The organism is Nocardia sp. NPDC023852, assembly GCF_040639505.1.
Lineage (GTDB): Bacteria > Actinomycetota > Actinomycetes > Mycobacteriales > Mycobacteriaceae > Nocardia.
This window is the reverse complement of record NZ_JBFAAB010000017.1, coordinates 1-25,465: the sequence shown is the minus strand read 5'-3', so window position 1 is coordinate 25,465 and position 25,465 is coordinate 1. Positions and strand designations below refer to the sequence as shown.

The 25,465-nt window shown below is 67.4% G+C and carries 29 protein-coding genes, 1 tRNA gene and 2 pseudogenes; 14 read left to right on the top strand and 18 right to left on the bottom strand.

Translation table 11 applies throughout. From position 1 onward, the window contains the following. Nucleotides 1-231 precede the first annotated feature (231 nt). The 6 genes from mshC to AB0H00_RS21795 form a co-directional block, all read right to left on the bottom strand. Nucleotides 232-1,470 (bottom strand): cysteine--1-D-myo-inosityl 2-amino-2-deoxy-alpha-D-glucopyranoside ligase, encoded by a 1,239-nt coding sequence (gene mshC / locus AB0H00_RS21820; protein WP_357268879.1) that lies wholly within the window; start codon nt 1,468-1,470, stop codon nt 232-234. 137 nt (nt 1,471-1,607) lie between these two features. Further along, complete coding sequence (locus tag AB0H00_RS21815) at nt 1,608-2,030, bottom strand: hypothetical protein (RefSeq protein ID WP_357268877.1); 423 nt, start codon at nt 2,028-2,030, stop codon at nt 1,608-1,610. Nucleotides 2,031-2,124: 94 nt separating this feature from the next. Next, entirely contained in the window at nt 2,125-2,943 is an 819-nt protein-coding gene (locus AB0H00_RS21810; protein ID WP_357268875.1) for an SCO1664 family protein, read from the bottom strand. 4 nt (nt 2,944-2,947) lie between these two features. After that, the gene (locus AB0H00_RS21805) at nt 2,948-3,532 is read right to left on the bottom strand and encodes a DUF3090 domain-containing protein (protein WP_327117022.1); all 585 of its coding nucleotides are present in this window, start codon (nt 3,530-3,532) and stop codon (nt 2,948-2,950) included. Between the two features lie 85 nt (nt 3,533-3,617). After that, nucleotides 3,618-4,376 carry a histidine phosphatase family protein gene (locus AB0H00_RS21800; RefSeq protein WP_357268872.1) on the bottom strand — a complete coding sequence of 253 codons (759 nt, stop codon included), beginning with the start codon at nt 4,374-4,376 and terminating at the stop codon, nt 3,618-3,620. A gap of 16 nt (nt 4,377-4,392) precedes the next feature. Beyond that, entirely contained in the window at nt 4,393-5,235 is an 843-nt protein-coding gene (locus AB0H00_RS21795; protein WP_357268870.1) for an undecaprenyl-diphosphate phosphatase, read from the bottom strand. Nucleotides 5,236-5,461: 226 nt separating this feature from the next. Here AB0H00_RS21795 and AB0H00_RS21790 point away from each other — a divergent pair, with 226 nt between their 5' ends. The 4 genes from AB0H00_RS21790 to AB0H00_RS21775 all read left to right on the top strand — a co-directional run bounded on the left by AB0H00_RS21790 (nt 5,462) and on the right by AB0H00_RS21775 (nt 9,570). Beyond that, the gene (locus tag AB0H00_RS21790) at nt 5,462-6,436 is read left to right on the top strand and encodes an aldo/keto reductase (RefSeq protein ID WP_357268868.1); all 975 of its coding nucleotides are present in this window, start codon (nt 5,462-5,464) and stop codon (nt 6,434-6,436) included. Nucleotides 6,437-6,456: 20 nt separating this feature from the next. Continuing rightward, entirely contained in the window at nt 6,457-7,515 is a 1,059-nt protein-coding gene (locus tag AB0H00_RS21785) for an ABC transporter substrate-binding protein (RefSeq protein WP_357268865.1), read from the top strand. A gap of 71 nt (nt 7,516-7,586) precedes the next feature. Further along, nucleotides 7,587-8,606, top strand: coding sequence for an iron ABC transporter permease (locus AB0H00_RS21780; protein WP_357269116.1), 1,020 nt, complete (start codon nt 7,587-7,589; stop codon nt 8,604-8,606). Nucleotides 8,607-8,709: 103 nt separating this feature from the next. Further along, the gene (locus tag AB0H00_RS21775; RefSeq protein WP_357268863.1) at nt 8,710-9,570 is read left to right on the top strand and encodes a heme ABC transporter ATP-binding protein; all 861 of its coding nucleotides are present in this window, start codon (nt 8,710-8,712) and stop codon (nt 9,568-9,570) included. 32 nt (nt 9,571-9,602) lie between these two features. On the opposite strand, the gene AB0H00_RS21770 is transcribed toward AB0H00_RS21775, so the two are convergent. Genes AB0H00_RS21770 through AB0H00_RS21760 form a run of 3 tightly spaced genes read right to left on the bottom strand, consistent with a single transcriptional unit; the run spans nt 9,603 to nt 12,611 of the window. After that, nucleotides 9,603-11,696 carry an MMPL family transporter gene (locus AB0H00_RS21770; protein WP_357268860.1) on the bottom strand — a complete coding sequence of 698 codons (2,094 nt, stop codon included), beginning with the start codon at nt 11,694-11,696 and terminating at the stop codon, nt 9,603-9,605. Nucleotides 11,697-11,714: 18 nt separating this feature from the next. Next, a complete protein-coding gene (locus AB0H00_RS21765) occupies nt 11,715-12,248 on the bottom strand; it encodes a hypothetical protein (protein ID WP_357268857.1) in 534 nt (177 codons plus the stop codon). A 6-nt stretch (nt 12,249-12,254) separates the two neighbouring features. Then, a complete protein-coding gene (locus tag AB0H00_RS21760; protein ID WP_357268853.1) occupies nt 12,255-12,611 on the bottom strand; it encodes a hypothetical protein in 357 nt (118 codons plus the stop codon). A gap of 153 nt (nt 12,612-12,764) precedes the next feature. On the opposite strand from AB0H00_RS21760, the gene AB0H00_RS21755 reads away from it, so the two are divergent. The 3 genes from AB0H00_RS21755 to AB0H00_RS21745 are packed head-to-tail and all read left to right on the top strand — an operon-like array spanning nt 12,765 to nt 15,200. Beyond that, the gene (locus AB0H00_RS21755) at nt 12,765-13,823 is read left to right on the top strand and encodes a hypothetical protein (protein WP_357268850.1); all 1,059 of its coding nucleotides are present in this window, start codon (nt 12,765-12,767) and stop codon (nt 13,821-13,823) included. After that, nucleotides 13,823-14,119, top strand: a complete 297-nt coding sequence (locus tag AB0H00_RS21750) for a DUF5703 family protein (RefSeq protein WP_357268847.1) — start codon at nt 13,823-13,825, stop codon at nt 14,117-14,119. The genes AB0H00_RS21755 and AB0H00_RS21750 overlap by 1 nt, the downstream gene beginning before the upstream one ends. A gap of 4 nt (nt 14,120-14,123) precedes the next feature. Then, nucleotides 14,124-15,200 carry a quinone-dependent dihydroorotate dehydrogenase gene (locus AB0H00_RS21745; RefSeq protein ID WP_357268845.1) on the top strand — a complete coding sequence of 359 codons (1,077 nt, stop codon included), beginning with the start codon at nt 14,124-14,126 and terminating at the stop codon, nt 15,198-15,200. A 26-nt stretch (nt 15,201-15,226) separates the two neighbouring features. On the opposite strand, the gene AB0H00_RS21740 is transcribed toward AB0H00_RS21745, so the two are convergent. Both AB0H00_RS21740 and AB0H00_RS21735 read right to left on the bottom strand, forming a co-directional pair. Continuing rightward, nucleotides 15,227-15,616 carry a hypothetical protein gene (locus AB0H00_RS21740; protein ID WP_357268842.1) on the bottom strand — a complete coding sequence of 130 codons (390 nt, stop codon included), beginning with the start codon at nt 15,614-15,616 and terminating at the stop codon, nt 15,227-15,229. Between the two features lie 58 nt (nt 15,617-15,674). Beyond that, the gene (locus AB0H00_RS21735; RefSeq protein WP_357268839.1) at nt 15,675-15,920 is read right to left on the bottom strand and encodes a hypothetical protein; all 246 of its coding nucleotides are present in this window, start codon (nt 15,918-15,920) and stop codon (nt 15,675-15,677) included. A 362-nt stretch (nt 15,921-16,282) separates the two neighbouring features. On the opposite strand from AB0H00_RS21735, the gene AB0H00_RS21730 reads away from it, so the two are divergent. Together AB0H00_RS21730 and ribA are read left to right on the top strand one after the other, a co-directional pair. Then, nucleotides 16,283-17,833, top strand: a complete 1,551-nt coding sequence (locus AB0H00_RS21730) for a PfkB family carbohydrate kinase (RefSeq protein WP_357268836.1) — start codon at nt 16,283-16,285, stop codon at nt 17,831-17,833. After that, nucleotides 17,830-18,612 (top strand): GTP cyclohydrolase II RibA, encoded by a 783-nt coding sequence (gene ribA / locus AB0H00_RS21725; RefSeq protein WP_357268834.1) that lies wholly within the window; start codon nt 17,830-17,832, stop codon nt 18,610-18,612. The genes AB0H00_RS21730 and ribA overlap by 4 nt, the downstream gene beginning before the upstream one ends. 202 nt (nt 18,613-18,814) lie before the next feature. Here the strand turns inward: ribA and AB0H00_RS21720 are convergent. From AB0H00_RS21720 to AB0H00_RS21705, 4 genes and pseudogenes are all read right to left on the bottom strand, one after another. Further along, nucleotides 18,815-19,232, bottom strand: a pseudogene (locus tag AB0H00_RS21720) (hypothetical protein). A gap of 195 nt (nt 19,233-19,427) precedes the next feature. After that, nucleotides 19,428-20,003, bottom strand: coding sequence for a hypothetical protein (locus tag AB0H00_RS21715; protein WP_357268831.1), 576 nt, complete (start codon nt 20,001-20,003; stop codon nt 19,428-19,430). A gap of 236 nt (nt 20,004-20,239) precedes the next feature. Next, nucleotides 20,240-20,773, bottom strand: coding sequence for a YbhB/YbcL family Raf kinase inhibitor-like protein (locus tag AB0H00_RS21710; protein WP_357268828.1), 534 nt, complete (start codon nt 20,771-20,773; stop codon nt 20,240-20,242). Nucleotides 20,774-20,793: 20 nt separating this feature from the next. After that, nucleotides 20,794-22,155 (bottom strand): M20/M25/M40 family metallo-hydrolase, encoded by a 1,362-nt coding sequence (locus tag AB0H00_RS21705; protein ID WP_357268825.1) that lies wholly within the window; start codon nt 22,153-22,155, stop codon nt 20,794-20,796. Nucleotides 22,156-22,364: 209 nt separating this feature from the next. Here AB0H00_RS21705 and AB0H00_RS21700 point away from each other — a divergent pair, with 209 nt between their 5' ends. Together AB0H00_RS21700 and AB0H00_RS21695 are read left to right on the top strand one after the other, a co-directional pair. Then, nucleotides 22,365-22,670: a hypothetical protein gene (locus tag AB0H00_RS21700; RefSeq protein WP_357268822.1), complete on the top strand. Its 306-nt coding sequence runs from the start codon at nt 22,365-22,367 to the stop codon at nt 22,668-22,670. Continuing rightward, a complete protein-coding gene (locus AB0H00_RS21695) occupies nt 22,657-22,899 on the top strand; it encodes a hypothetical protein (RefSeq protein WP_357269113.1) in 243 nt (80 codons plus the stop codon). Before AB0H00_RS21700 ends, AB0H00_RS21695 begins: the two co-directional genes overlap by 14 nt. Before the next feature lie 5 nt (nt 22,900-22,904). Here AB0H00_RS21695 and AB0H00_RS21690 read toward each other — a convergent pair whose 3' ends face one another. Then, nucleotides 22,905-23,261, bottom strand: coding sequence for a helix-turn-helix domain-containing protein (locus tag AB0H00_RS21690; protein ID WP_357268819.1), 357 nt, complete (start codon nt 23,259-23,261; stop codon nt 22,905-22,907). Between the two features lie 144 nt (nt 23,262-23,405). Here AB0H00_RS21690 and AB0H00_RS21685 point away from each other — a divergent pair, with 144 nt between their 5' ends. The 3 genes from AB0H00_RS21685 (at nt 23,406) to AB0H00_RS21675 (ending at nt 24,931) form a co-directional block, all read left to right on the top strand. Then, nucleotides 23,406-24,275, top strand: a complete 870-nt coding sequence (locus AB0H00_RS21685; RefSeq protein ID WP_357268816.1) for an NAD(P)-binding domain-containing protein — start codon at nt 23,406-23,408, stop codon at nt 24,273-24,275. Between the two features lie 147 nt (nt 24,276-24,422). After that, nucleotides 24,423-24,507: transfer RNA gene (locus AB0H00_RS21680), tRNA-Leu, on the top strand. A gap of 109 nt (nt 24,508-24,616) precedes the next feature. Continuing rightward, on the top strand, nt 24,617-24,931 hold the full coding sequence (locus AB0H00_RS21675) for a hypothetical protein (protein WP_357269140.1): 315 nt from the start codon (nt 24,617-24,619) through the stop codon (nt 24,929-24,931). Here the strand turns inward: AB0H00_RS21675 and AB0H00_RS21670 are convergent. Together AB0H00_RS21670 and AB0H00_RS21665 are read right to left on the bottom strand one after the other, a co-directional pair. Next, complete coding sequence (locus AB0H00_RS21670) at nt 24,904-25,062, bottom strand: IS3 family transposase (protein WP_357269110.1); 159 nt, start codon at nt 25,060-25,062, stop codon at nt 24,904-24,906. The genes AB0H00_RS21675 and AB0H00_RS21670 overlap by 28 nt on opposite strands. Before the next feature lie 11 nt (nt 25,063-25,073). Next, nucleotides 25,074-25,307 (bottom strand): annotated as a pseudogene (locus AB0H00_RS21665) (IS3 family transposase); the annotation flags it as partial. Between the last annotated feature and the right edge of the window lie 158 nt (nt 25,308-25,465).

Below are 25,465 nucleotides of genomic sequence, written 5' to 3'. Positions count from 1 at the left end.
GCATGCGACGCTCCGTCGGTGGTGCGCGAGCACAACGCCCGGCTCCGGACGGGAAAAGAACCAAAGAACCGCGACGATCGGCTTTCCGGGTCCGGCGGGGTGCGTGCGGAGTGCCGCTGCCGGATCACGGTCACTTCACCCCGCGCCGACGGTGAAGTCATAGCGGGCGTGGCGCAAGCAAGCGATGCGCTCGACAATCGCGCCGGCCTGCAGCGAGGACAGGTCAGTCGGTTACAGGCGGACGCCGAGCAGGGCGTCGACCGCCGTGGTGATCAGTGCGGGCGCCTCGGTGTCGATGCCGCCGTAGTCGAGGGCCTGCCGGGCCCAGTTGTCCACGGCGTCCAGCGTTTTGGGTGTGTCCAGGTCGTCGGCCAGGTGCTGGCGCAGGCGCGTGACCGTGTCGGTGGCCGACGGGCCCGCCGCCGACGCGGCGGCCGAGCGCCACAACTCGAGGCGTCGCTGGGCCTGCTCGAGGACCTCCTCGGTCCACATGCGGTCCTGCCGGTAGTGGCCGGCCAGCAGCCCGAGGCGGATGGCGGCGGGGTCGACGCCGCCGCGGCGCAGCGCCGACACCAGCACCAGATTGCCTTTGGACTTCGACATCTTTTCCCCGTGCAGTCCGATCAGTCCGGCGTGCACGTAGTGGCGGGCGAAACGACGGCCCGCGATCAGCGCCTCGCCGTGTGCGGCGGAGTATTCGTGGTGGGGGTAGATCAGGTCGCTGCCGCCGCCCTGGATGTCGAATTCCGGGCCGATCCGGTTCAACGCGATCGCCGAACACTCGATATGCCAGCCCGGTCGGCCCGCGCCGAACGGGGCAGGCCACGACGGCTCACCGGACCTGGCCGAGCGCCACAGCAGCGCGTCGATGGCGTCGCGCTTGCCGGGGCGGTTCGGGTCGCCGCCACGCTCGGCGAACAGTCGCTCCATCGTGGCGCGGTCGTAACCGGATTCGTAGCCGAACTGCTCGGTGGCGTCGGCGCGGAAGTAGATGTCGGGGTACTCGGCGTCGTCGACGACGTAGGCCGCGCCGGACGCCAGGAGCTTCTGCACGAATTCGACGACTTCGTCGACGGATTCGACGGCGCCGATGTAGTCGCGCGGCGGCACGATGCGCAGCGCCGACATGTCCTCGCGGAACAGGTCGATCTCGGCAGAGCCCAGGTCTCGCCAGTCCACGCCGTCGCGCGCGGCCCGCTCGAAGAGCGGATCGTCGACATCGGTGACGTTCTGCACGTAGTGCACGTCGTGGCCCGCGTCTCGTAACACCCGGTTGACCAGGTCGAAGGTCAGGTAGGTCGCGGCGTGCCCGAGGTGGGTCGCGTCGTAGGGGGTGATCCCGCAGACGTACATGGTGGCTGTCGCACCGGGGGTAATCGGTCGCACCTGACGGTCCGCGGTGTCGTACAACCGCAACGGCGGCCCTGCTCCGGGGACGGTCGGAAGGGCGGTATCGGACCAGGACTGCATGATTACGAGGGTAAGGGTGTGGTCGAGATCATCCGCCCCCGGCCCGGCCTCGCGCCGCGCGGGAGTCGTCGGGCGGCCGGTGCCGAGCTGCGTCTTCCAGCGAATCGGGGGATGTCAAGGTTTTTGGTTTCGCTGAATCAGCTGTCGGCGCGGCGGGTGGGATCGGTGATCGTGTTCCGGGTGATCGCGAATGTCCCGTCCAGGTCCGGAATGTCCGGGTCGGTGTCGGCGAGGGCGATCTGGGTGAACTCGCCGCGAGCCACGTCGAACTCGAGTTCGTGGTAGGCGACCGTGTCGCCCCAGTCCGGTGAGGGCAACGAGATGAACCGGATGGTGAACCGGCCCGAGTCCACCGACCCCTCGGTGAGGACGTAGACCCCGAAGTGGTTCTCCCCCTCCGAACTGAGCCAGTAGATGCCGTTGTCGTAGAGATGCAGGTCGGTGTCGGGGTAGGGCTTCTTGTCGTAGAGATGCACGTAGTGCAATGCGAATTTGTAGGTCGGCGCGCCGATCCCGATCTGCACGGTCGGTGCCGCACGGTCTCCGGTGGAATGGGTCATCGGGTCCTCCTCGTCGTCGCGCCGAGCATCGAAGCTCAACTGTGCCAGGAATTCCGCGACGGCATCGCCATCGCCGCGGAATCGGCCGGCGAGGTCAGAAGGCAGGCCACGGGATCGGTCGTGCCGTACGCGGCACAGGCATCACCGGGTCGTCGAGCACCCGCTGGGTGCGTTCGGTGAGCGCATCGATCTCGGCGTCGGTGATGTGTTCGCTGAGCGTGTCCGCGAACGCGCCGGGCAACTCTTTCGCGAATGCGGTGAGGTCGGCGATCAGGCCGTCGGAGATCGGCTGACCGGCCCACCCCCACAGCACGGTGCGCAGCTTGTGCTCGGCGTGCAGGCAGATGCCGTGGTCGACGCCGTACACCTGCCCGTCCACGCCTTCCAGTGCGTGCCCGCCCTTGCGGTCGGCGTTGTTGAGCAGGATGTCCAGCACCGCCATCCGTTGCAGTCGCGGATCGTCGGCGTGGATCAGTGACACCTCGTTTCCTTCCTGGTCGAGCGCGCGCAGCACCTCGCAGAAACCCTCCGGTATCGCACCCGCCGGGCACAGGTCGATCAGGTCGAGCCGGTTACCCTGCGCGGTGTGGTTGTCCACGCCCTCGACCCAGCGTTGTACCATGCCCGGTCCGAAGGGCCCCTCCCGCAGGATCGTCTCCGGGATCAGGGCCCAGCCGATTGCCTCGGAGATCAGATACGACGCCACCTCGCGTCCGGCCAGGGTGCCGTCCGGGAAATCCCACAGCGGCTGCTCGCCACGGATCGGCTTGTACACGACCCGCAGCGGAAGGCCGTTCGCGTCGTCGGGGGCGGTGTCGATCACCTCGCAGACCAGGGTCACGTTGCTGGCGGTAGTCACCCGCCCGATCACCGTCAGCTCGCCGCTGCGGAATCGGTCCCCGGTCTCGACCACCGACTCACTCCTCTGCTTCGGCCGCGCCGAAGATGTCGCCGCGCTTGTATCCGTTGGTGCGCACACACATGTGCCCCCGCGCCGACAGTGGTTCACCGCACAGCGGGCACGGGGGACGCCCGGCCGCGATCACCCGGGTCGAGCGCAGCGCGAACTCGCGGGCCTGGATCGGGGTGAGGAACACGCGCACCGCGTCGGGGCCCTCCTCGGTGTCGTCGAGTACCACCGACTCGTCGACCTCGGTTTCGGTGATCGCCAGCAGTTCCACCACCACCGCGCCTGCGTCGGCGTCCCAGCCGAGACCCATGGTGCCGACCCGGAATTCGGCGTCGATCGGGGTCACCAGCGGTGCGTTGTCGCTGACATCCTCGGCCTGCGGCGGCACCTCGGCGCCGAAGCGGCGGGCCACCTCGTCCAACAGCAGACCCATCCGGTCGGCGAGCACCTTGACCTGCTGCTTCTCCAGCAGCACGCTGACGACGCGCGGTTCCTGAACGGCCTGTAAATAGAACGCGCGATCGCCCGGCTCACCGACGGTCCCGGCGACGAAACGATCGGGGGTGCGAAATACATGGATTGCGCGTGACACATGCACCTCCTGATACGTGACCCTGATCGACTACCCGCGGCGCGCGGCTTCCATACAACGGTTGCTACATCGTTTACAAGGAATCTCAGCGCTCCGCATTCCCATTATCCGCACTTCCGGTACCACCAAGCTCCCCGCCGGGAACCGGCCCGGAAGCGTCGGCGGTCGCGGCGCCGGTGCCGGCGGCAGATGTCGGCGCCGAGCGTTGCGGTCCGGTCGCCGCGAGGGCGGAAAGATCGGTGCCGGTGTCGTTGAGCCGCCACACGTAGGGCGCGGTCGGGGTGTAGCGAATCACGCTGATCGAGGCGGGCTCCACCATGATCCGTTGGAAGCCGTCGAGGTGGATGCCCAGGGCGTCGGCGAGCACCGATTTGATCACGTCGCCGTGCGTGCACGCCACCCACAGTGCGTCGCGGCCGTGTTGCTCGGCCAGTGCCCGGTCGTGGTCGCGGATCGCGGCCACCGCACGGGTTTGCACCTGCGCCAGGCCCTCGCCCCCGGGGAATACCGCGCCGGAGGCGTGTCGCTGCACGACCTTCCACAGCGGTTCCTCGAGTAGTTCGGCGATCGGACGCCCGGTCCATTCGCCGTAGTCCACTTCGATGAGTCGTTCATCGAACACCGGCTCGAGCCCGAACTTCTCCGCCAGCGGCGCTACCGTGCGCTGGCAGCGCAGCAGTGGGGAGTGCACGATGCGTTCGATCGGTAACCCGGCCAGTCGTTCGGCCACCGCCCTCGCCTGCTCGTCGCCGCGCTCGGTGAGCTCGACGCCGGTACTGCGACCGGCCAGAGTGCGGGCGAGGTTCGAGGTCGACGCCCCGTGCCGCAACAGGATCACCGTCATGCGGTCAGCCTAGCGATCATGTCGCCGAGACCACCCCGCCCGCCAGCAGACCCATGATGGTCAGGCCCAGCACGATGCGGTAGCCGACAAACCAGTCCAGTGAATGCCGCGCCACGAACCGCAGCAGCCACGCTACCGAAGCGTAGCCGACCACGAACGCCAGCAGCGTCGCCACCAGCAGTTGCGGCCCGCTGGCATGGAGTCCCTGGCCGGCGGGTTCGAACGCGTCCGGAAGGCTGAACAGACCCGAGGCGGTCACGGCGGGAATGGCGAGCAGGAACGAAAACCGCACGGCCGCTTCGCGCTCGAGACCGAGGAACAGACCAGCCGTCGACGTCGCGCCCGAACGTGACACACCGGGAACCAGCGCGAGGCACTGCGCGAAACCCATCACCAGACCGTCGCGGGTGGTCAACTCCCCGATCGGACGCTCTTTGCGTCCGTAGTATTCACCGGCGGCGATCACCAGCGCGAACGCGATCAACATGAACGACACCAGCCACAGATTCCGCGCCCCCGTGCGGATCTGGTCTTTGAACAGGAATCCGAGCACGCCGATGGGGATGGTGGCGATGATCACATACCAGCCCACCCGGTAGTCCAGTCCGCGGTGCGTCTTGTCGGCGAGGCCGCGGAACCAGGCGAGCACGATCCGCCCGATGTCCTTGGCGAAATACACCAGCACGGCGGCCTCGGTGCCCAGCTGGGTGACCGCGGTGAACGAGGCGCCCGCGTCGTCGCCGAAGAACACCGCCGACACGATGCGCAGATGCGCCGACGACGAAATCGGCAGGAACTCTGTCAATCCCTGCACCAGACCGAGCACCAGTGCCTGTACCCAGGTCATCGACTCAACCACGAACTACCTCTCCCTGCTGCCCGAAACCTTCGATCCGACTGGGCAATTGGCGTGCCGGCAGGTTGCACCACCGACGTGATCATCGCCGCAATCTCGCAGCGACAGTACCGTGTCGGGCCGTTGCCGACATGTCGGGCCGTTGCGCCGCGACCCACGGTGCGCGTGGACGCCGACTCGGGGCGGCACACTCTAGGCTTGGCGCCGTGACGAATGCGCGGACACGGTGATGGAACAGCGGACGGTCGGACGCAGCGGCCTCCGGGTGTCCCGGATCGGCCTGGCGACCCACACGTGGGGATCGCACACCGACGCCGAGGACGCCGCGGTGCAGCTGGTGGCGTTCGTGGACGCGGGTGGCACGCTGGTGGACACCTCCCCCGCTTACGCGGGCGGCGGCGCGCAGCGGATTCTGGCCGAGCTGCTGGGGGATCTGGTGTCGCGTGACGATGTGGTGCTCAGCGGATGCGCGGGGATCGCGCTGCGGCGCGCTCCGGCGCCGACCGGGCCCGCGGTGCCCGGCTCTGAGGTGGCGCGGACCACGGTGGACACCTCTCGGCGGGCGCTGCTGGGGCAGTTGGATCGGACGCTGCTCGAGTTCGGCACCGACTATCTCGACATCTGGAATGTCGCGGTGTGGGATCCGCGGACGCCGCTCGAGGAGGTCGCCGCGACCCTGGAGCAGGCCGTGCGTTCCGGGCGGGTCCGCTACGCGGGGGTACGTGGGTTCGGGGCCTGGCAGCTGGCCAGCTTGGCCGCGATCGTGCCGGTGACCGCTGCGCAGACACCGTATTCGCTGCTCGCGCGCGGCGCGGAGGCCGACTTCGTACCGGCGGCCCAGCATCATGGTGTCGGTGTGATCGCCTCGGCGCCGCTGGCGGGTGGCATCCTCACCGGCAAGTACCGTGACGGTGTTCCGGCCGACTCGCGTGGCGCCGACGAGGCGACCGCCGCGGAGATCCGCAGCGGTCTCGACGACCGCGCCACCCGGGTGGTGGACGCACTGGTGACCGCCGCGGATGGGCTGGGCACCTCGCCGCTGGCCGTAGCGCTGGCCTGGATCCGTGATCGGCCCGCCATCGCGAGCATGATCGTCGGCGCCCGCGATATCGGGCAGCTCACCGGGGTGCTGGCTGCCGAAACGCTCGAACTGCCGCGCGCGATCGCGGCCGCACTGGACGACGTCAGTGCACGCACCGAATGAGGCGGATTAGCCTTGCCCGCATGAGCACTGCAGCAACCGTGGGTGGGCGTCTCCGTCGAGTCCGAACCGGGGGGTTGCGTGCCGTCTCGGCTGTGTTCGCGGTGGGCCTGCTCGTCGGTGCGGTCGCGTGCGGTGCCGACAGTGGGACCTCGCACGCGGGACACGGGCCGTCGACGGCGACGTTGAGCGATCTGGACCCGGTGCCGATCGGGTCGGAACCGACGCCCGCGCTGCCGGTGACGGTGCGCTCGTTCGACGGCACCCAGGTCACCGTCACCGACGTGGGCCGCATCATCGCCGTGGACCGCTACGGCACCCTCGCCCAGATCGTCTACGCGCTCGGTTTGGGACCGAAGCTGGTCGGGCGTAGCACTTCAGCCGCGTTCCCCGCGGTGCGGGATGTTCCCAACGTGTCAGGCGGCAACGGGTCGCTGAATGCGGAATCGGTTCTCGCGCTGCGGCCTTCGGTGTTCCTGACCGACACCACCAGTGCCGCGCCCGCTGTGCGAGAGCAGCTGCGCGCGGCCGGTGTCACGGTCGTCTACTTCGATCCGCAGCGCACGATGGAGGGGGTGGTGCCACAGATCGAGGCTGTCGCCGGCGCGCTCGGCGTGCCGGATCGCGGGCAGGCGCTGGCGCAGCGCACCCGCGACGAGATCGCCGCCGCGAGCGCCGCAGTGCCCGCCAGGGATCCGCGACTGACCATAGCGTTCCTGTATCTGCGCTCCACCGCCATTACGATGCTCGCCGGGCCTGGGTCGGGCGCGGACGCGTTGATCGCCGCGCTCGGCGCACGCGACGCGGGAACCGTCGCCGGGTTGACCGAGCCGTTCACCGCGATCACCAGCGAGGCCATGATCGGTGCGGCGCCGGATGTGCTGCTGGTGATGTCGGACGGTTTGAAATCCGTCGGCGGAGTCGACGGGCTGCAAAAGGTGCCCGGCATCGCCCAGACTCCGGCCGGCCGGGACAAGCGCGTGGTGGACATGTCCGATGCGGTGCTGCTGAGCTTCGGACCCAACACCGGGCGGGTAATCGCGGCACTGAGCAAGGCCGTGTACGGCACCGAGCCCGCATGAGTTCCTCGGCCACGAAGCCGGCGGGGCCCACGGTCACGGCTGCGGCGAAGTCGCGGCGCCGCTCGCAGGTGATGATCGTGTTCGTGGTGGCAATCGCCGGGCTGATCGTGCTGGCGCTCGCGTCGGCGGCAATCGGTCAGGTGCCGACGACACCGGCCGAGGTGGCCGGCAGCGTTCTGCACCGTATCGGGCTGGAGTGGGGGCCGATGCCCGCGCATTCCGCCGGGGAGGTGACGCTGTGGCAGGTGCGGTTCCCGCGGGTGGTGCTGGCGATGCTGGTCGGGGCCGCGCTCGCGACAGCGGGTGCGCTGTTGCAGGGGGTATTCGCGAATCCGCTCGCCGAACCGGGGGTGATCGGGGTATCGGCGGGCGCGGCGGTCGGTGCGGGAACGGTGATCGTGGTCGGCGGCGCGTTCGTCGCTGCATGGTCAGTGGCGGCGGCCGCGTTCGTCTCGGGGTTGGCGACCACGTTGCTGGTGTATGTGCTGGCGCGTTCCAACGGTCGCACCGAGGTCGTCACGCTTGTGCTCACCGGTGTGGCGATCAACGCGTTCGCGGGCGGGTTGATCGCGTTGTTGTTGTTCGTCGCTTCTCCGGCGGCCCGCGACCAGATCGTGTTCTGGCAGTTGGGGTCGCTCAACGGCGCCACGTGGGAATCCGTCGGCGTGGTCGCGTGCCTCACTTCCGTCGGTGTGGCCGCGTCAGTGCTCATCGCGCCCCGGCTGGACCTGCTCGCGCTCGGTGAGTCCGCGGCGCGCCATCTCGGCGTCGATGTGGAGCGTTTGCGCCGCAACGTGATCGTCGTCGTCGCTGTTCTGGCCACCGCCGGTGTCGCGTTCACGGGAATCATCCTGTTCGTCGGCCTCATCGTCCCGCACCTCGTGCGCATGCTTGTCGGCCCCGGCCACCGCGTCCTGATTCCGCTCAGCGCGATCGTCGGCGCCGTCGTCCTGCTCGCCGCCGACGTCGCCGCGCGTTCCCTGGTCGACAACGCCGATCTCCCCCTGGGCATGCTCACCTCCTTGATCGGCGGCCCCTTCTTCTTCTGGCTGTTGCGCCGCACCCGAGCCCGCTCCGGGGGCTGGGCGTGACCGCCCGCGCTCTCCGTCGAGTGGCACGGAGCTGCGGCAAACGCCGAGTAAGCCTCTCCGTGGTGTACCCCTCGATCGGTGGCATTCGTGTGGGAGGTGATCGGTGAGCGGGGTGCGGCACGGGTTGGGCGGGGTGTTCGCTCGGGGGCAGGAAGTGCCGGTGGCGCCGGAACGCGGGGTGGTGACGGCGCGCGCGGTCGGGGTCAGTGTGGATCGGCGCGGCGGTGGGGCGCACAGTCGGCGTGTTCTCGAGGGGGTCGACTTCGACGTGGTCGCGGGGCAGGTCGTGGCGCTGGTGGGCCCGAACGGTGCGGGCAAGTCGACGCTGCTGGCTGCGCTGGCCGGGGAGTTGACGCCCAGCGAAGGAGTGGTCGAGCTCGATGGGCGGGCGTTGGCGCATTGGTCGCCGTTGGACATGGCGCGGCGGCGGGCCGTGCTGCCGCAGAGCCACACCGTCGGATTCCCGTTCACCGCACGAGAAGTGGTGGCCATGGGCCGCGCGCCTTGGGTGCGCACCGAGCGCCGCGAACGTGACGAGGAGCAGATCGCCGCCGCGATGGCCGCCACCGACGTGGAACACCTTGCCGCCCGGTCGTTTCCGACGCTGTCCGGCGGTGAACGCGCCCGGGTGGCGCTGGCCCGCGTGCTCGCCCAGGACACCGGCACCCTGCTGCTGGACGAGCCGACTGCCGCACTGGACCTCGGCCACCAGGAAGCCGTGCTGCGTCTGGCCACCGCTCGCGCCGCCGCAGGCGCCGCGGTGGTGGTGGTCCTGCACGATCTCGGTATCGCCGCCGCCTATGGCGACCGCGTCGCCGTCCTCGAATCCGGTCGCATCGCTGCCGACGGCCCACCCCGCGACGTCCTCACGACTGCCTTGCTCACTCGCGTCTACCAGCACCCGGTGGAGGTCCTCGACCACCCGGTCACCGGCGCCCAATTGGTCCTTCCCGTCCGCCGGTGAATTTGCGCCACGGCGACCTACGTGACGTGAAGCTACCGCCAGATCATTTTCAGGACGGCGGGCGTCAAAAGCATGCGGATAACGGTGGCATCCAGGATCAGTGCCGCGATCATCCCGTAGGCGATGTATTTCATCAGCACCAGGTCGGAGAATCCGAACGCGCCGGTGACCACGATGAGAATTGCGGCCGCGGAGGTGATCACGCCGCCGGTGTGGGCGATGCCGTAGCGGATCGCCTCCGGCGCGTCGGCGCCTCCGGCGCGCGCCTCCGACATCCGCGACAGCAGGAACACCTCGTAGTCGGTGGACAGCCCGAACAGCACTGTCACGATCAGCGCGAGCACCGCGAACATCAACGGTCCCGGCGTGAAATGCAACATTCCCGCGCCGTGCCCCTCGACGAACACCCAGGTCAGCACGCCGAGGGTCGAGATGAGGCTGAGTGCGCTCATCGCGACGGCCTTCAGCGCGAGCACGACCGACCGGCATGCCGCGTAGATCAGCGCCAGCGCCGCGGACACCAGGATCGCCAGCAGTGTCGGCAGACCCTTCAGCAGACCGTTGATGCTGTCGCGTTCCAGCGCGGGCACCCCGGCGACCATCACCTCGACCCCGGGTGGTTCGGGGAGAGCCCGCAACGCCGCGATCACCCGGTCCGCTTCGCGTTTGTCGGCGAGCCCGGCGGCGAGCACGTTGATTCCGTCTGTGGTCGGCGCGGAGGGATCGAACCGTCCGGTCAGCCCGGCGACCTGGTTGGCGGCGAATCGGATGTCGCTCAACTGCTGCGGGTCGGCGCCCACCACGACGAGTTTCAACGGCTCGGTACGGAAGCTCGGGAACAGTTCGTCGAATCGTTCCTGCGCCACCCGCGCCGGATTGTCGTCGGCGAGATACCGCTCGCTGAGTCCGCCGAACTCGATGTGCCGCAAGGGGATACTCAGCGCGAGTAGCCCGAGCGCGATCGAGACCACCACCGCGAGCGGGCGCCGCATCGCCCACAGCGCGAGCCGGGAGAAGAACCCGGCGTCGATCTGCGCCTCGGTCCTGGTTCGGGAGAACCGCTTCCACCCGAGGAAGTCGATGCGGTGTCCGACGATGCTCGACGCCGCGGGCAGCGCGGTCACCGACAGCAACGCCGCCAGCAGTACCGAACTGATGCCGCCGTAGGGCACCGAGCGCAGCACCCCGATCGGGAAGATGAACAGCGCGCCGAGGCTGATGGCGATGATCGCCGCCGAGAACAGCACCGTGCGTCCCGCGGTCGCGACGGTACGCGCGGTGGACTCCTCCACCGTGTGTCCGGCCGCGAGCTCCTCCCGGAAACGGGTGACGGTGAACAGCCCGTAATCGATCGCCAGTCCAAGACTCACCAAAGTCATGACGGCGTTGGCGAAGACGTTGACGTCGATGTAGTCGGTCAGCAGTCGCAGTCCGCCTTGCGTGCCCAGGATCGTCATGCCGCCGATCAGCACCGGTAGCAGCGCGCCGATGACGCCGCCGAACACGAAATACAGCAGGATCGCCACGATCGGCAAGGCGATGATTTCCGCGCGTTTGATGTCGTGCTGCATGCCGCTGTTGATGCCTTCGACGACCGGCTGCAATCCGGCCGGCTGCACCGTGGTGCCGCCGGGGCCACCGCCGTCGTGCCCGGAGCCGAGATGGTCTTTGATGGCTGTGTAGTTCTCCACGGTCGCGGTGCCCGCGCCGCGCAAGCCGATGCTGGCGAACGCGTGGGTGTGCGAGGCGTCGGTGGCCTGTGTGGAAAACGGGCTGTCCCAATAGCTGTCGATCTTCAGTATGTGGTCGGGATAGGTCGCCAGCAGGTGTGCGAGTTGTTCGGTCACCGGTCCGCGGACGGTGGGATCGTCGACCGTCTTCCCGTCTGGGGCGGTGTAGAGCAGGATCAGGTCGCTGTCGGTGTCGCGCCCGAAGGTGTTGTCGGCCAGTTCGGCGGCCGCGACCGATTCGCTGTTCTCATCGAACCAGCCCTCCTGGGTCAGCCGCCCGGACAGGTCGCGACCGTACCAACCCGACACCAGTACGAACAGTACGGACGCGGCCAGCACGAGATAGCGGTTGCGGTGGACGAACCGTCCCCACCGCAGCGATCCGGATCTCAGCATCGGGTCGCGGAGCCCGGTTCAGCCGCAGGCCGGGGTGCGGTAGTCGGCGGAGCGCAGGATGCCGCACAAGTCGGTGCGCGAGATCTTCCACTTGCCGTCGACGAGAACGAAGTGCATAACGGTGGTGCGCACGGTGGTGCCGGTGCCGTCCTTGTCCAGCCGCATGGTCGCGGTGAGCGTGCCGTCGTGGTTGTCGAAGACGGGGTCGGTGACGCCGTAGACGGCGCGGGGGTTGTCCTGCAGCGCCCTGTACATGTCGGGGATAGCCTGGCGGAAGGCCTCGCCGTCCTCGATCAGGTCGGTGCGTTCGCTGTCGGGCAGTGCCGGGTCCAGTGCCCGTTTGATGTGGGCGTCGAGCTCGGCGGCGGTGGGTAGCGGCCGGTGGGCGGCGCTGGCCGAGGCGGTGACCGACGCCGACAGCGATGCGTTCGCAGAGGAGCGCGCGGCGTCGACGGCGGCCTCGTCCGGGCCGGTGCTGCAGGCCGCGGCGACGGCCACCCACAGCAGGCCTGCCGCGATCCGGGCGGCCCGGGCGAGCGGTGTGTCAGTCATCACTGTCTACATACCCTCGATTACGGCGCTGATTCGTCCCAGCAGGGCTCGCACGGTCGTGACGTCCCGGTCCGCGGCGGACTCGACCGGTGCGGCGTCGGGGATCATATCCCGCACCAGGGCGATGACACTGCGTTCGTCCTCGAGGTCGATGTCGGTGACTCTGGCCTCGGCGACCGCCACCACGTCTTCCGGGGCAGGGACGGCGCTGTCGAGGTCGCGGCGGTAGATCTCGAGCATCAGGGTCGAGCGGACCGTGCGGAACGCGTAGGGGCGGCCGTCGGCCGTCGTGCCGAACCCGTGCGCGTAGCCGCCGACGGTGATGTCGTCGATGGTAAATCCCGACGGATTGTCGGCTTTCAACCGGAACTCCCTGATTCGGACAGTGTGTGGAGTCCACCGTAACCCCGATCACCGACATTCTGCTCGAGTAGAGACCCGGTCGGTCGGTCGGTTACGTCATCATGGTCAGATGGTTCGGTTGCGGAAGATTCGTCGGTAGAAGGAGTTCGGTGGATGCGCCCTCGTGGCTCGGTCTGCTCGGCATTCGCAGGTGTGGCATTGCTGGTGCTGCTGGCCGGATGCTCCTCCGGCACCGGCGGTGACGATCAGCCGACCAGGGAACCGGCCACTGCCGCGGTCGCGCCCGCCGCGAGCGCGCGGCCTGCGGGCGAGGTCTTCGCGCTCGCGAATCAGGTCGGCGGACTGCTCGCCGAGGTGGGCACCGGGCAGCTCGTCGCGCTCGACGCGAGCAGCGACACCACCGCCATGCTCTTCGTCGTCGATCCCGCAACGCTCACCCGCGTCGGCCCCGGAGGCATTCCGGATCCCGGCATGCGCACCCTGCAGCTGCCCGCACACGGGGCAGGTCTGGCCCAAGGCAAGCCAGGGGAAGTCCTGGTGCCCGCGGCGAACCGTGTCATCCGTGTGGACCTCGTGACCGGCGTGATGAGCGAGATACCGGTCGACGGCGACGCCGAGTCGGTACAGCAGCGCCAGGACGGGTCGCTGATCGTCGGCACCGCGGACGGCAAGGTCCGCACCGTCTCCCCCGACGGTAAGGTCGCCGAGACCGTGTCGGGGCTCGCCTCCGCCGACGCGGTCGCGCTCACCGGTGAACACGTCTCTGTGCTGGACCGCCGCCAAACCTCTTTGACCCAGGTCGACCTCGGTGCAGACCGCCTCGGTCCGGCGCTTCGCGCGGGCGACGGCGCCACCAACCTGGTCACCGATCTGTTCGGCCGTATCGTCGTCGCCGATACCGCAGGTAACGAACTGCTGGTCTATAGTGCTGGACCGCTCGTGCTGCGTCAGCGGTTCCCGGTAGGATCGTCGCCTTACGCGCTCGCCTATGACCAGCGGTCCGACACCGTATGGGTGACGTGTACGCAGAGCAACGAAGTCGTCGGATTCGACCTGTCGACGGGTATACCGGAGGAAGTGGGCCGCTACTCGACCGTTCGGCAGCCGAACTCGGTGGCCATCGAGCAGCGCACCGGTGACTTGTTCGTGGGGTCCGCGACCGGCGACGGTCTGCAACGGATCGGTGCGAACGATCGGAAGAGAGGGCACTGATGGCTCGGACACCGCGCGCGGGCGACGATTCCGCGGCACCTCCCGATCCGACGGCGCACCGGGCGCGCCAGCGTGGCCTGCCCGCGGGCTGGGAGACCAGCAGCGACGATTACGAGTATGTGCCGCTGCGCTTGCCACCCGACGTGACGCGGGTGACCGCGTCCATGCGGCTGACGATCCAGGCCGAGTTCGGTGGCTGGGAGCTGTCGCGGGTGCGGGCCTACACCGACGGCAGCAGGCGGGTGCTGCTGCGCCGACGAAAATCCGCAATACCTCAGCCCGAACCCGGAATGTGAGCCGATGTACGCCCTGCTACTACGACTGATGTTCCTGGTTCCGCCGGAACGCATCCACCATCTGGCCTTTGCCGCCATGCGGTTTGCCGCCTGGTTCCCGCCGCTGCGCTGGGCGATGACCGAGCTACTGACCACGAATGACCCCGTCCTGCGCGGCACCGCGTTCGGGGTTGATTTCCCCGCGCCGCTCGGCCTGGCCGCCGGTTTCGACAAGAATGCCGACGGCGTCGACGCGTGGGCCCCGCTCGGGTTCGGTTTCGCTGAGATCGGTACCGTCACCGCCCAGGCCCAGCCGGGCAATCCCGCGCCGAGGCTGTTCCGGCTGCCCGCCGACCATGCCCTGATCAACCGAATGGGTTTCAACAACCACGGGGCGGCCGCTGCCGCCGAACAGCTGCGCAACCGACGCGGGGGCGTGCCGATCGGCGCCAATATCGGCAAGACGAAGATCGTCGAACCCGACGACGCGGCCGCCGATTACGCGACCAGTGCCGCCCTGCTCGGGCCGCACGCCGACTTCGTCGTCGTCAATGTCAGCTCCCCCAATACCCCCGGCCTGCGTGACCTGCAGGCCGTCGAATCGCTGCGCCCGATTCTGCGTGCGGTGCTGGACCGTGTGCGGGTGCCGGTCCTGGTGAAGATCGCCCCGGATCTATCCGACGAGGACATCGACGCGGTTGCCGATCTCGCCGTCGAGCTCGGTCTGGCGGGCATCGTGGCCACTAACACCACTATCCGCCGCGATGGGCTGCGCACAGGTCCCGCCGAGGTTGCCGCCATGGGCCCGGGAGGCCTGTCCGGCGCACCAGTCGCCGACCGTTCCCTCGAGGTTCTGCGCCGCCTGTACCGCCGTGTCGGCGACCGTCTCGTGCTCATCTCGGTGGGCGGCATCGAAACTGTCGACCAGGCATGGGAACGCATCCTTGCCGGCGCCACCCTGTTGCAGGGCTACACAGGCTTCATCTATGGCGGCCCGTTCTGGATGCGCAAGATCCATCGTGGTCTCGCCGATCGGGTGCGCGCGGATGGATATCGCAGTATCAGCGAGGCCGTCGGCGCGGAGCACACCGCCGACGCCTGAGTCGCGTCGGCGGCGCGGTCGATCTGTCAGCCGTGCACGAATGGCGGTTCGATGCTGTGGGTGCGCAATCGTCGGGTACGCGGGCCGGGCCCCGGCGGCGCCGTGTCGCCTTTCGTTCGCTGGTCGTGGCTCAATCTCGCCGCCATCCGCTTGGCCAGCAGGATCACGGCGTGTTCGCGCAGTATGCCCAGTTGGTCGGCATAGGTGTCGGCGCGGGCCTGGATCATCCGGTCGTGGACACCGTGCGGGTCGCTGAGCAGTTCGTCGAGTTCCATACCCGCCTGCGCTTGGGCGCGGGTCAGTGACCGGTTCGGCAGCCAGCTCAGCCGCCATATGTCGGTGCCCTCGATGTCGCGGTAGGCCGACTCCGGGGTGATGTCACTGGTCATCGTCCATTCGGTGGTGTGAACGGTCATTGTTGTCTCCGGTGCAACAGGTGGAGTGAGGCCGGCTCCAGGGTGCTGGGATCGATGGTCACGAATGCCTCCTGTCGTGCATCCGCTGAGGCAGCGCGATCGATGCGTGCTGCAGGGTGATTCCCTGTGCGTCGGCGCACTCGTGGGCCGACGGGTCCGTTGCCGAGCCGAAGGCGCTGAGCAGTCCGCTCAGGTTCATTGCGGCTCGTGCCTGTTCGCGGGTGAGGCGGGGAGTGCACCAATTCAGTCGCCATGCCTGTTCCTCGCTGCCTGCCCGCCACGCCCACTTCGCGTAGGTCGCCACAGCTGGCTCCGTGGCGGACGAGTTGGCCGTGGCGCACCGATCGCAGGAGGCTGTGCTCGGCCCGGCGGACGCACAGACGGCCTGTGGGCGGCTTCTTCGCTGCGGGTGAGTTGGGCGGCTCGTTCAGTCCACCACCGACTTCGCCACCAGCTCGGTCTCTGGTCCGGCGGGGCGGTGCTGCCGTCGCCGTCGAATCTGCCATATCAGGAGAATCACTTTCATCACCAGCCCTCCCGAATGCCTGGTGCTGCGATGGGGATCGCCACATCAAGTGTGGCATTTGCCGTTCCCCGCGCGCAATTGCCGTTGTAATTTGGTAATTGACAGTTCGCTGGCTGACTAAACCCGAGTGGCTGACGTGAGTGCGGCGCACCGACGACGCGCCGATCGAGGAGGGGGCATTCGCCATGGTCGCGCAGGACTCGGGAATGGTTGCCGTTCGCAATATCCTTACGCGGTTGTGCAAACGGTCCGGGCTGAGCTCGAACCGTTTGCGCAACACCGAAATCGACGTGCTGCCGCTGCTGGATCTGCTCGCGGTGCGCCAGTACGCGTGGCGTGCCGGCATCGCGCGGGAGGAGGCGGTACTGCCGCTGGTGCAGGAGCTGGTCCTGCGGTTGGAGCCCACCGACCGGCTGATCGTCGATGCGGAGCTGTCATTGGGTCTGCTGCGCGAGCGTCCGCCGAACGGCGTGGACCTCGACCGTCTGTACGCCTCGGATTTGGGTGAGCGTCGCGAATATCTCACCCAGCGCTGGGATGTGCTGCACGAAGCCATGGGGGCGCAACGGATTCCCGCCGCGCCGACGGTTCGGTCGCTGCGTGCGGCGCCCGAGCACCGTGCGTTCACCGAACTGGCCTCCCTGCTGGCCACGGCGTCGGTCTTCGACGGCGCACACGTCGTCGACGCCGTCATCGCTGCATCGGAAATTACCGTGCGCCAGTCGATTTCGGCGAAGTCCCGCGGTGCGGTGACTGTGATCGGTGACGCGGTCATCGACCACATGTACCTGGTCGACCGGATTCCGGGCCCGGGCGGCACCGCCCGGGGCAGCTATGAGGAGCATCCCGGCGGTAAGGGCCTGACCCGCGCGGTCGCGGCCGCCCGGCTCGGGATGGACGTTCGCCTGATCTCGGCGGTCGGCGACGACGACGCCGGAAGTCGCATTCTGGAGTATCTGCGCAGCGAACGGGTCGACACCGAACTGGTCAAGGTGGTGCCTTACGCGCCGACACCGGTCACGTCGGTGATCATCGCCGGCACCGGCGCGGCCAGCACGATCGGATGCAAGGATGAGCGAATCCGGTTGAGCGCCCAGGATTTACGCAGTTCGGGCATCCGCAACGCGCTGGCCGGCTCCGATGCGATATTGCTCACCTTCGAACAACCGACCGGGGTCATCGAGCAGATCATGGCGGAGCTGCGGTGCCTGGAAACCCGGCCGCTGGTGGTCGTCCATCCGGCGCCGCCGCTGGATCGCCCCCAGTATCTCTACCAGTACCTCGGCGCAGTGGACTATCTGGTCGGCGCGGACAAGGAACTCGGAGCGCTGGCGATGCTGCCCGACGGCGCCACCGGCTCCGGTGCCCAGACCGCAACGCTGCTGCGTGCGCTCGGAGTGCGGTCGGTGTGCGCGATCCAGGACTTTCGGTGCACGGTGTGGTCCGACCAGGTCAGCGCTGAATTCCAGCCGTTTCCGACCGCGCTGGAGGACTCGGTCGGCGCTCACGCCGCCTTCTCCGCCGCGCTGGTATATCGTCTCGTTTCGACGCGCCGCCCCGCCGAACGCAACGACTACGTCTGGGCGACCGCCGCGATGGTGGCGACGCAATCGGTCGGGGATGTCCCCGGCGCAATGCCACTGGTGAGTGAGGTCGAACGGATATTCCGACTCGCTACGGAGGAGCATTGACCAGAATTGTCTCCGGCCTTGCCGATACCGATCATCGGTTCGGTCGCAAGGGGCATGATTTGCGAGTTCGTGTGGTGGAACTGAACGAGGACAACGAGCGGGGACACCTGTTGATGTTCGGTGCGGTAACCGACGGATGTCTGGTCAGGGTGCACTCGCGTTGCCTGTACGGTGAGGCGTTGCGATCCGATGACTGCGATTGCGGGCCCGAGCTGGACAAGGCGCTCGATCTCATTCAGGCCGCGGGTTGCGGGGTGCTGGTCTATCTGGAGCAGGAGGGCCGCGGCGCGGGACTGATCGCGAAGGCGCTCGGGTACAGGGAGAGCGAACTGTCGGGCACCGATACATTCGCCAGCTATGAGAAGCTCGGCTACCCTGCCGACGCCCGCACCTACGTCGCGACCGCGCGCGCTCTGACGGATCTGGGCCTGCGTTCGGTGCAGTTGCTCACCAACAACCCCGGCAAGGTCGAAGCCCTGCGGCAGGCCGGTTTGCAAGTCACCGCGGTGCCGTTGCGGACCGAGGTGCACAGTGAGCGGGCCCGCGACTATCTGGAGGCCAAGCGCAGGCGTCGCAAGCACTGGATTCCCACGGATTCCGCGCCGTGGGCGGTCGAGCCGGATACTGGGCAGCTCCCCGTGCCCGCCGATGACCCTGCGGCGGTGGTCCCGAGCGTCGGTGACGTGCCGTTGGCTGTTGATCCGGTTGTCATCACGCCGGGCGAAACCGTCCACGCGCGGCCAGGCTCCGCATCGGCCACGGATCTCATCGGCGCGTAAAGGTCTCGACGTCCGAGGAAGGCCAACCACAATTCCCGCACGTGGCTACGATGATCGATCCGAGCCACCGCTCACAGGCACTCTCGGATACCTCTTCGGGTCGTCCATCGTTATCTCGACCGCGTCGTACCAGTGCCGCGCGCGCTATTCCTCACGAGCGGTCAGCAGACGGCATCGGAGGGGATACCAAGAGGTCGGCGTACTACAGCTGCGCCGTGGCGAAGCCGATGAGTAGGACACTGAAGCCTCCGATCTCCGCCGACGATCAGAGCGGCTAGCACGAAACGCATCGAGGGCGGTGGGTTGCGCATCTGGTTGTCGGTCTCACGCCGCAATCCGAGCCGGATATAGTTCGCGATCGTCACCACGAACAGCAGGATCATCGTCGCAGCCGCAGCGAAGTTCACCGCTGACGGCCAACCGGACAGTTCGACGAACACCGCGATCAGCCCGGTCGCGAACGCGTAGAGCAATGCGGCTCGGTGGGCGATATCGACGTAGGGGTGTGCCAAGCCATTCGGCGAGTTGGTCATCGCCTGCCATTTCCACACACCGAGAACCAGTGCCCACAAGAATATGAGCCCGGCGAAGAACAACACAAAGGCCGTTTCCGTGCGGATATTGAATTCGTTCCCTCATCGTTCCATCAAGCAGCCCGCCTGGGTCGCCTTCAGTGGTAGCGTACCGCCTTTGGTCGACGGGGCACCAGCGTTCAACTGCCGCTGCGCTATCGGCCTGATCGACCTGATTGTCCGGTCCTCAGGTGCTGGTCGGCAAAGCCGCTCACGTCTGCTGTCGGCCGGTCTCTCGATCGGCTACGCCGTGAATGTGAGTCCGAAATGCGCGCCCAGCCGATTGAGCGCCTCGGGATCGCCGAAGACGGCTTCCCCGTTCACGTCCTCGTCTCCGGGATCCACGGCACAAAAGCGCTCTGGGGAGTTCGCGGGGATCCCGGTGAGGTGCGTGGCGAAGACAAGTCCGGCTTCGAAAGCCTCGTTCTCATCCCCGGGATACACCGGCCACGACTCGGTCACGCCGTTACAGTCGAACTGCAGCCGCCAGCCCGCATCGTTCTCGACCAGTCGCACGTTGGTGATGGTCACCACGCCGCGGCTGCAGGAGGCGATCGACTGCAACTCTTCCCGATACCACTGCAGCCGTTCGGCGTCGTCGGCCTCGTGGATGCCGCGAAACGTCTTGTAATCGAACCAGTATCGAATTTCCAGTTCGCTGAGCAGACTGAGCACGGCCTCCTGGGCCGTGTGTCCGAAGTAGCTCAGCGGCTCGTCGAGTACGTCCGGCTCGAAGGTCTCCGCGGGTATGGACCGGTCGACAAGACCGAGCTCGATGATCATGTCCACCACCTCGCGGACAGTGCGTTCGGAACCCATCAGTCCTCCTCTGGGTCTTCTCTTGGAGCGGTGACAACGGACAGAGGATATCCATATCCCTCGAAACGCCTCCCGCCCCAACCCATCCCCTCTCTCAGGGGTCTATCTCGCCTGGGTAACCCGTGTCATGAATGGTGACCGACTCGAGTAACGGCGGCATGCAGATGGGCAGATGCACAGGAAAAAGCATTGTGGCCCTGAGCATTTCGCCCAGGACCACAGCTCGTGTCCGAGTTCTACTTCTGCTCGTAGGTGCCGATCAGGGTGGCGCGGGCCAGCGTGTGCGAGAACAAGGTGAAGCCGAGGTAGGCGGGTGTGGCGTTTTCGTCGATGCCGAGCCTTTCGACGTCCACTGCGTGCACGACGATGAAATAGCGGTGCGGGCCGTGACCAGGCGGCGGTGCCGCGCCGACGTAGCCGTGGAAGCCCCCATCGTTGCGCAGCGTGATCGACCCGGACGGCATCGCTCCGCCCTCCTCCCCGCTGCCCGCGCCGCTGGGGAGCGAGGTCACGCCGGCCGGGATGTCGGCGACTACCCAGTGCCAGAAACCAGAGGCGGTGGGCGCGTCAGGGTCGTACACCGTGACCGCGAAGCTCTTGGTCTCCGCAGGGAAGCCCGACCAGGACAACTGCGGCGAGATGTCGTTGCCTCCCGCGCCGAACACGCCGCTGACCTGGTTGTTGCCTAGCGGTTGCCCGTCGGTGACATCGTCGGAGGTGAGGGTGAAGGACGGTAGCTGAGGAAGCGCGTCGTACGGGTTGTAAGTCATGGAACCTCTTTCGGATCGGTTCAGCTGTGCAGTAGGAAGTGTTCGAGCACACGGGTGCCGAATTCGAGAGCCTCCACCGGAACCCGCTCGTCGACGCCATGGAACAGGGCGGTGAAGTCCAACTCCGGCGGCAGCTGCAGCGGTGCGAACCCGAAGCAGCGAATTCCCAAGCGGGCGAACGCTTTCGCGTCCGTGCCACCGGACAGCATGTAGGGCACGGCGCGGCCACATGGGTCGTGGGCCAACACCGCGTTGTTCATCGCGTCGACCAGGTCGCCGTCGAAGGTCGTCTCGTAGGAATCGAGTTTGGTGATCCACTCGCGTTCGACGTCCGGGCCGATCAGTTCGTCCACCTCACGCTCGAACGCCGCCTGCCGTCCTGGGACTACGCGGCAGTCGACCACGGCCTCGGCGGTCTGCGGGATCACGTTGGCCTTGTAGCCGGCCTGCAGCATGGTCGGATTCGCGGTGTCGCGCAGCGTCGCGCCGATGATGCGGGAGATGGTGCCCAGCTTGGCCAGCTGGCCCTCGATGTCGGGACTGGACGGGTCGAGCTCCAACCCGGTCTCCTCGGCGACGGCGGCCAGGAACTCGGCTACCGAATCCGAGAGAACCAGCGGGAAGGTGTGTTTGCCCAGTCTCGCCACCGCGGCCGAGAGGATGGTCACCGCGTTGTCCTCGTGCAGGAACGAGCCGTGACCGGCGCGGGCCTTGGCGCGCAAACGCATCCAGCCCAGACCCTTCTCGGCCGTCTCCACCAGATACAGCCTGCGTTCGGTGCCGTCGGGACGCGGGACCGTCAGCGAGAAACCACCGACCTCCCCAACGGCCTCGGTGATGCCCTCGAACAGGTCGGGCCGGTTGTCCACCAACCACTGCGAACCCCACTTGCCGCCGTTCTCCTCGTCGGCGATGAAGGCGAACACCAGATCGCGCGGCGGCACCGTGCCCTCGAGCTTGAACTGGCGGGCAAGCGCCAGCATCATCCCGACCATGTCTTTCATGTCGATCGCGCCGCGACCCCACACGTAGCCGTCGCGCACCGCGCCCGAGAACGGATGCACGCTCCAGTCGGAGGCTTCGGCGGGCACCACATCCAGGTGCCCGTGGATCAGCAGCGCACCCCGGGTGCGATCGGCGCCTTCGAGCCGCGCGAACACGTTGCCGCGCCCCGGCGCCCCGGATTCCACGTACTCGGTGGTGTACCCCGCCTGATTCAGCTGATCGGCCACCCACTGCGCGCACTCGCGCTCGACCTTGGTAGTGGCCAGGTCGCCGGTGTTGGAGGTGTCGAAGCGGATCAGCGTGCTGACCAGCTCCACCACTTCCGACACCGCGCGTGAGCTTCTGTTCGGATCAATTCCTTCGCCAGTTGCGGACACGTCCCCTTTCCTACCACCTGACGGACGAGCCTCGGTGCACTCACCACCGAGCCAGGGCCGCGCGCACTCGGCCGTGGTAGGTAATCAGCCTGCTCGAGGCTCCGGGCGGATCCGCATCATCCTGATCGTAATCGGTGCTCTCCCCCGGTACCGTCTGGTCGGTCGGCCTTCGAATCCGGCGATCGGTCACGATCGTGCCCAGCGGTTCGATGACGGCATTGGATCCACTGTTCCGGTCGGTCCTGCCGAGCATCGACCCGTCGACGGTGCAGGCCGTCCTCGGCCGCTCGAACTACACGGATACCTGGGAACGGGAAGCGGAGTTGTTCGCCACTATGGTCATGGCCGCCGCTGCGCGACCAGAGCCTGAGGAACGTCTTGTTCACGCGGCAATGACCTCGTCGGTTCCCGCCGCGGCCGCATGGCCGGTGATCGGGCTGATGGTGTTGGTAGTGGGCGGTGGATTCGCAGATACTGGCTTGATCCACAGCCAGGGAGGGGATTCCCGACCGTGAACGCGGATCCGCGGAGGCCGCACTCCAACTCGCTTTCGCCTTGCGCGATCGCATCCGCGTTCCCGAGACCGCGGATCAGCCTCCTACGGCAGCGCCCGCGTTCGAGACTCTGGACGACGAAGTCGCGGACCTTCTCCGACTTGCCCGATGGTGGCTCGCGGCCTGTCGGTTCGGCACAGCCGAATGGGATCACAGTCGCACCGACCGCTGTTCGGGCGCACAACGATAGGCTGGTCAGTCCGACTGGTGCACGCGCGCCGCGCCGATTCGATCTATGCGGTCGCGACCCCAAGCGCCCAGTGGTTCCAGAGCGGCGTTGAGCGAGACCCCGCGAGCGGTCAGGCGATACTCGACCCGCGGCGGCACCTCGCGATAGACGACCCGGTTCACGATCCCGTCCTCCTCCAGCTCCCGCAGCTGCTGAATCAGCATCTTTTCCGAGACGCCCGGCAGGCCCCGGCGCAATTCGCCGAAGCGCCGCACCATGTGGTTCGCCAACTCCCACAGAATCAGCGCCTTCCACTTGCCGCCGACTACGTCCATCGCGGCGTCGATACCACAGAAATACGGCCCGGATCGCTTCGCGCCCATCGTCCGACCTCTCTACCTGCTTACATACAGTTTGGTAAGTACCAGACAAAATAGTAGGTACTTGCCGGTCCGCCGGGCAAAGGGCAACCTTGGCTTCAGCGCGCTGACCACGATGTTTTCCATCTTCCAAGGAGTTGAACCGCAATGGCGGAGACTACGAACACCCCGGTCGCGATCCTGGGGCTGGGCGCGATGGGCAAAGCGCTGGCCGCGGCCTTCCTGAAGGCGGGCCTGCCGACGACGGTATGGAACCGCACACCCGGCAAAGACGCCGACCTTGTCGCGGCAGGGGCCGCCGGTGCTGCCACCGTCGACGAAGCGATCCGCGCCGGAGGGCTGATCATCACAGTCCTGCTCGACCACGCCTCGGTACACGACACCCTGGACCCGGTGGCCCACCGGCTGTCCGGACGGCAGCTGATCAACTTGACCAGCACCGCTCCCGGCGAGGCTCGTGAACTCGCGGCCTGGGCGGCCGAGCACGGCAGCGCCTTCCTCGACGGCGGAATCATGGCGGTGCCGTCCATGATCGGCCAGCCGGGCGCCTCGATCCTCTACAGCGGCTCACATGAAATCTTTGACGCCCACCGCGAGACCCTCGAATTGCTCGCTGCCGCAGAGTACTTCGGCGACGACGCGGGACTCGCGTCAACCTACGACTTCGCCCTGCTCGCGGCCATGTACGCGATGTTCGGCGGCTTCTTGCACGGCGCAGCCATGATGCGTTCGGTCGGCGTGTCGGCCGCCGAGTTCGGCGAACGGGCCGCCGCGTGGGTCGCCGCGATGACCCAATCACTTCCATACCAAGGCCGCGTCATCGACGCCGGCAACTACGCCGACCCTGTCCAATCCATCGCCTTCCACAAATCCGCACTCGGTGCGATCAACCGCGCCAGCCGCGACGCGGGAGTCACCCTCGACTTCGTGGCTCCCCTCCAATCACTCCTCGACCGCCAGGTAACAGACGGCCACGGCACCCTTGCCTTCGAACGTACCTTCGAAGAACTCCACTGACACCCGCGCGGGGCGTGCACCCGAAACAAACCCTTCGGTCGCGCGGCCCGCGCGGCGTCGCCGCGCCGAAGCCATCCCGAGTATCGCCAGGCCCAGGCGCGATTTGGTCCACGCGGAGGGATCCGATAATCTTGCTGAGCACCACCGGTCCGGGTGGCGGAATGGCAGACGCGCTAGCTTGAGGTGCTAGTGCCCTTTATCGGGCGTGGGGGTTCAAGTCCCCCTCCGGACACAAATTTGTAGCATCGGTGCTGTAGGAAAGGTGTTCGAGCAGTGCTCGGACACTCGCCTCGACTCAATCCTCGTGACCTGCGGTTTCACCCTCTTTGGGGGTGATTTGTGTGACCGATGACACACTCGCTCCGGTCATTCCCTTCTTCTCACCCACTGCGGCTACCGCGCGGTTCCGCGGCGACCAGTCGCCGCGAACCGGGCCCGCGCTGCCGATGGCAAACCTGGAGCCACCGCGCGAGAGCACGGCTGTCTACGGCATCCGGGCCGTCGACACCAATGGACGCGTGGCCGATAAATCGGTGCTGGGCGCTCTCGGGTGGCGTCCTGGCGACAACCTGACCTGGCGGGTCAACGGCGGGCTGATTGAGGTTCCCCCGCTTAGCCGGAGAGCGAATTATCTGGTTCCGGCTGGAACCGGTTGATGATAGCTGGCTTCGAACTCGTCGGGTGATCGCCAGCCCAGCTTCTTCTGTATGCGCTGGGAGTTGTACCAGCCGTCGATGTAAGCGAACAGGGCGTTCGCGGATTCTGTCGCTTCGACGGAACCCGCCACCTGCGCCGCAGGAATGCGCCTTGCAACCCCGCCGACCGCATCAACCGCTCGACTCGTTTGCGACCGACCCGAATGCCGCGACGGGCGAGCATGGCATGCACCCGCGACGAGCCATACGCGCCGCCCGAGCTGGTGTGGATGTCCACGATTTCGCCCAGCAGTTCCTCCTCCAGCAGCTGCCGCGCCGAGGGCCGCGCGCCGCGCCTGCGCCACTCATAAAAGGTTGAGGACGGAATTTCGAGCACCCGTAATACGAGCTCGACCGGGTACTGCGGGTGTTCTTTGACGAACCGCACGATCACCTCCGGGTCTGGTCGAGCTCCGAGGCGAAATATGCACTCGCAGAACGTAATACCGCATTGACTCGCTCCAGCTCGACCACCCGCTTCTCGAGTTCCCGATT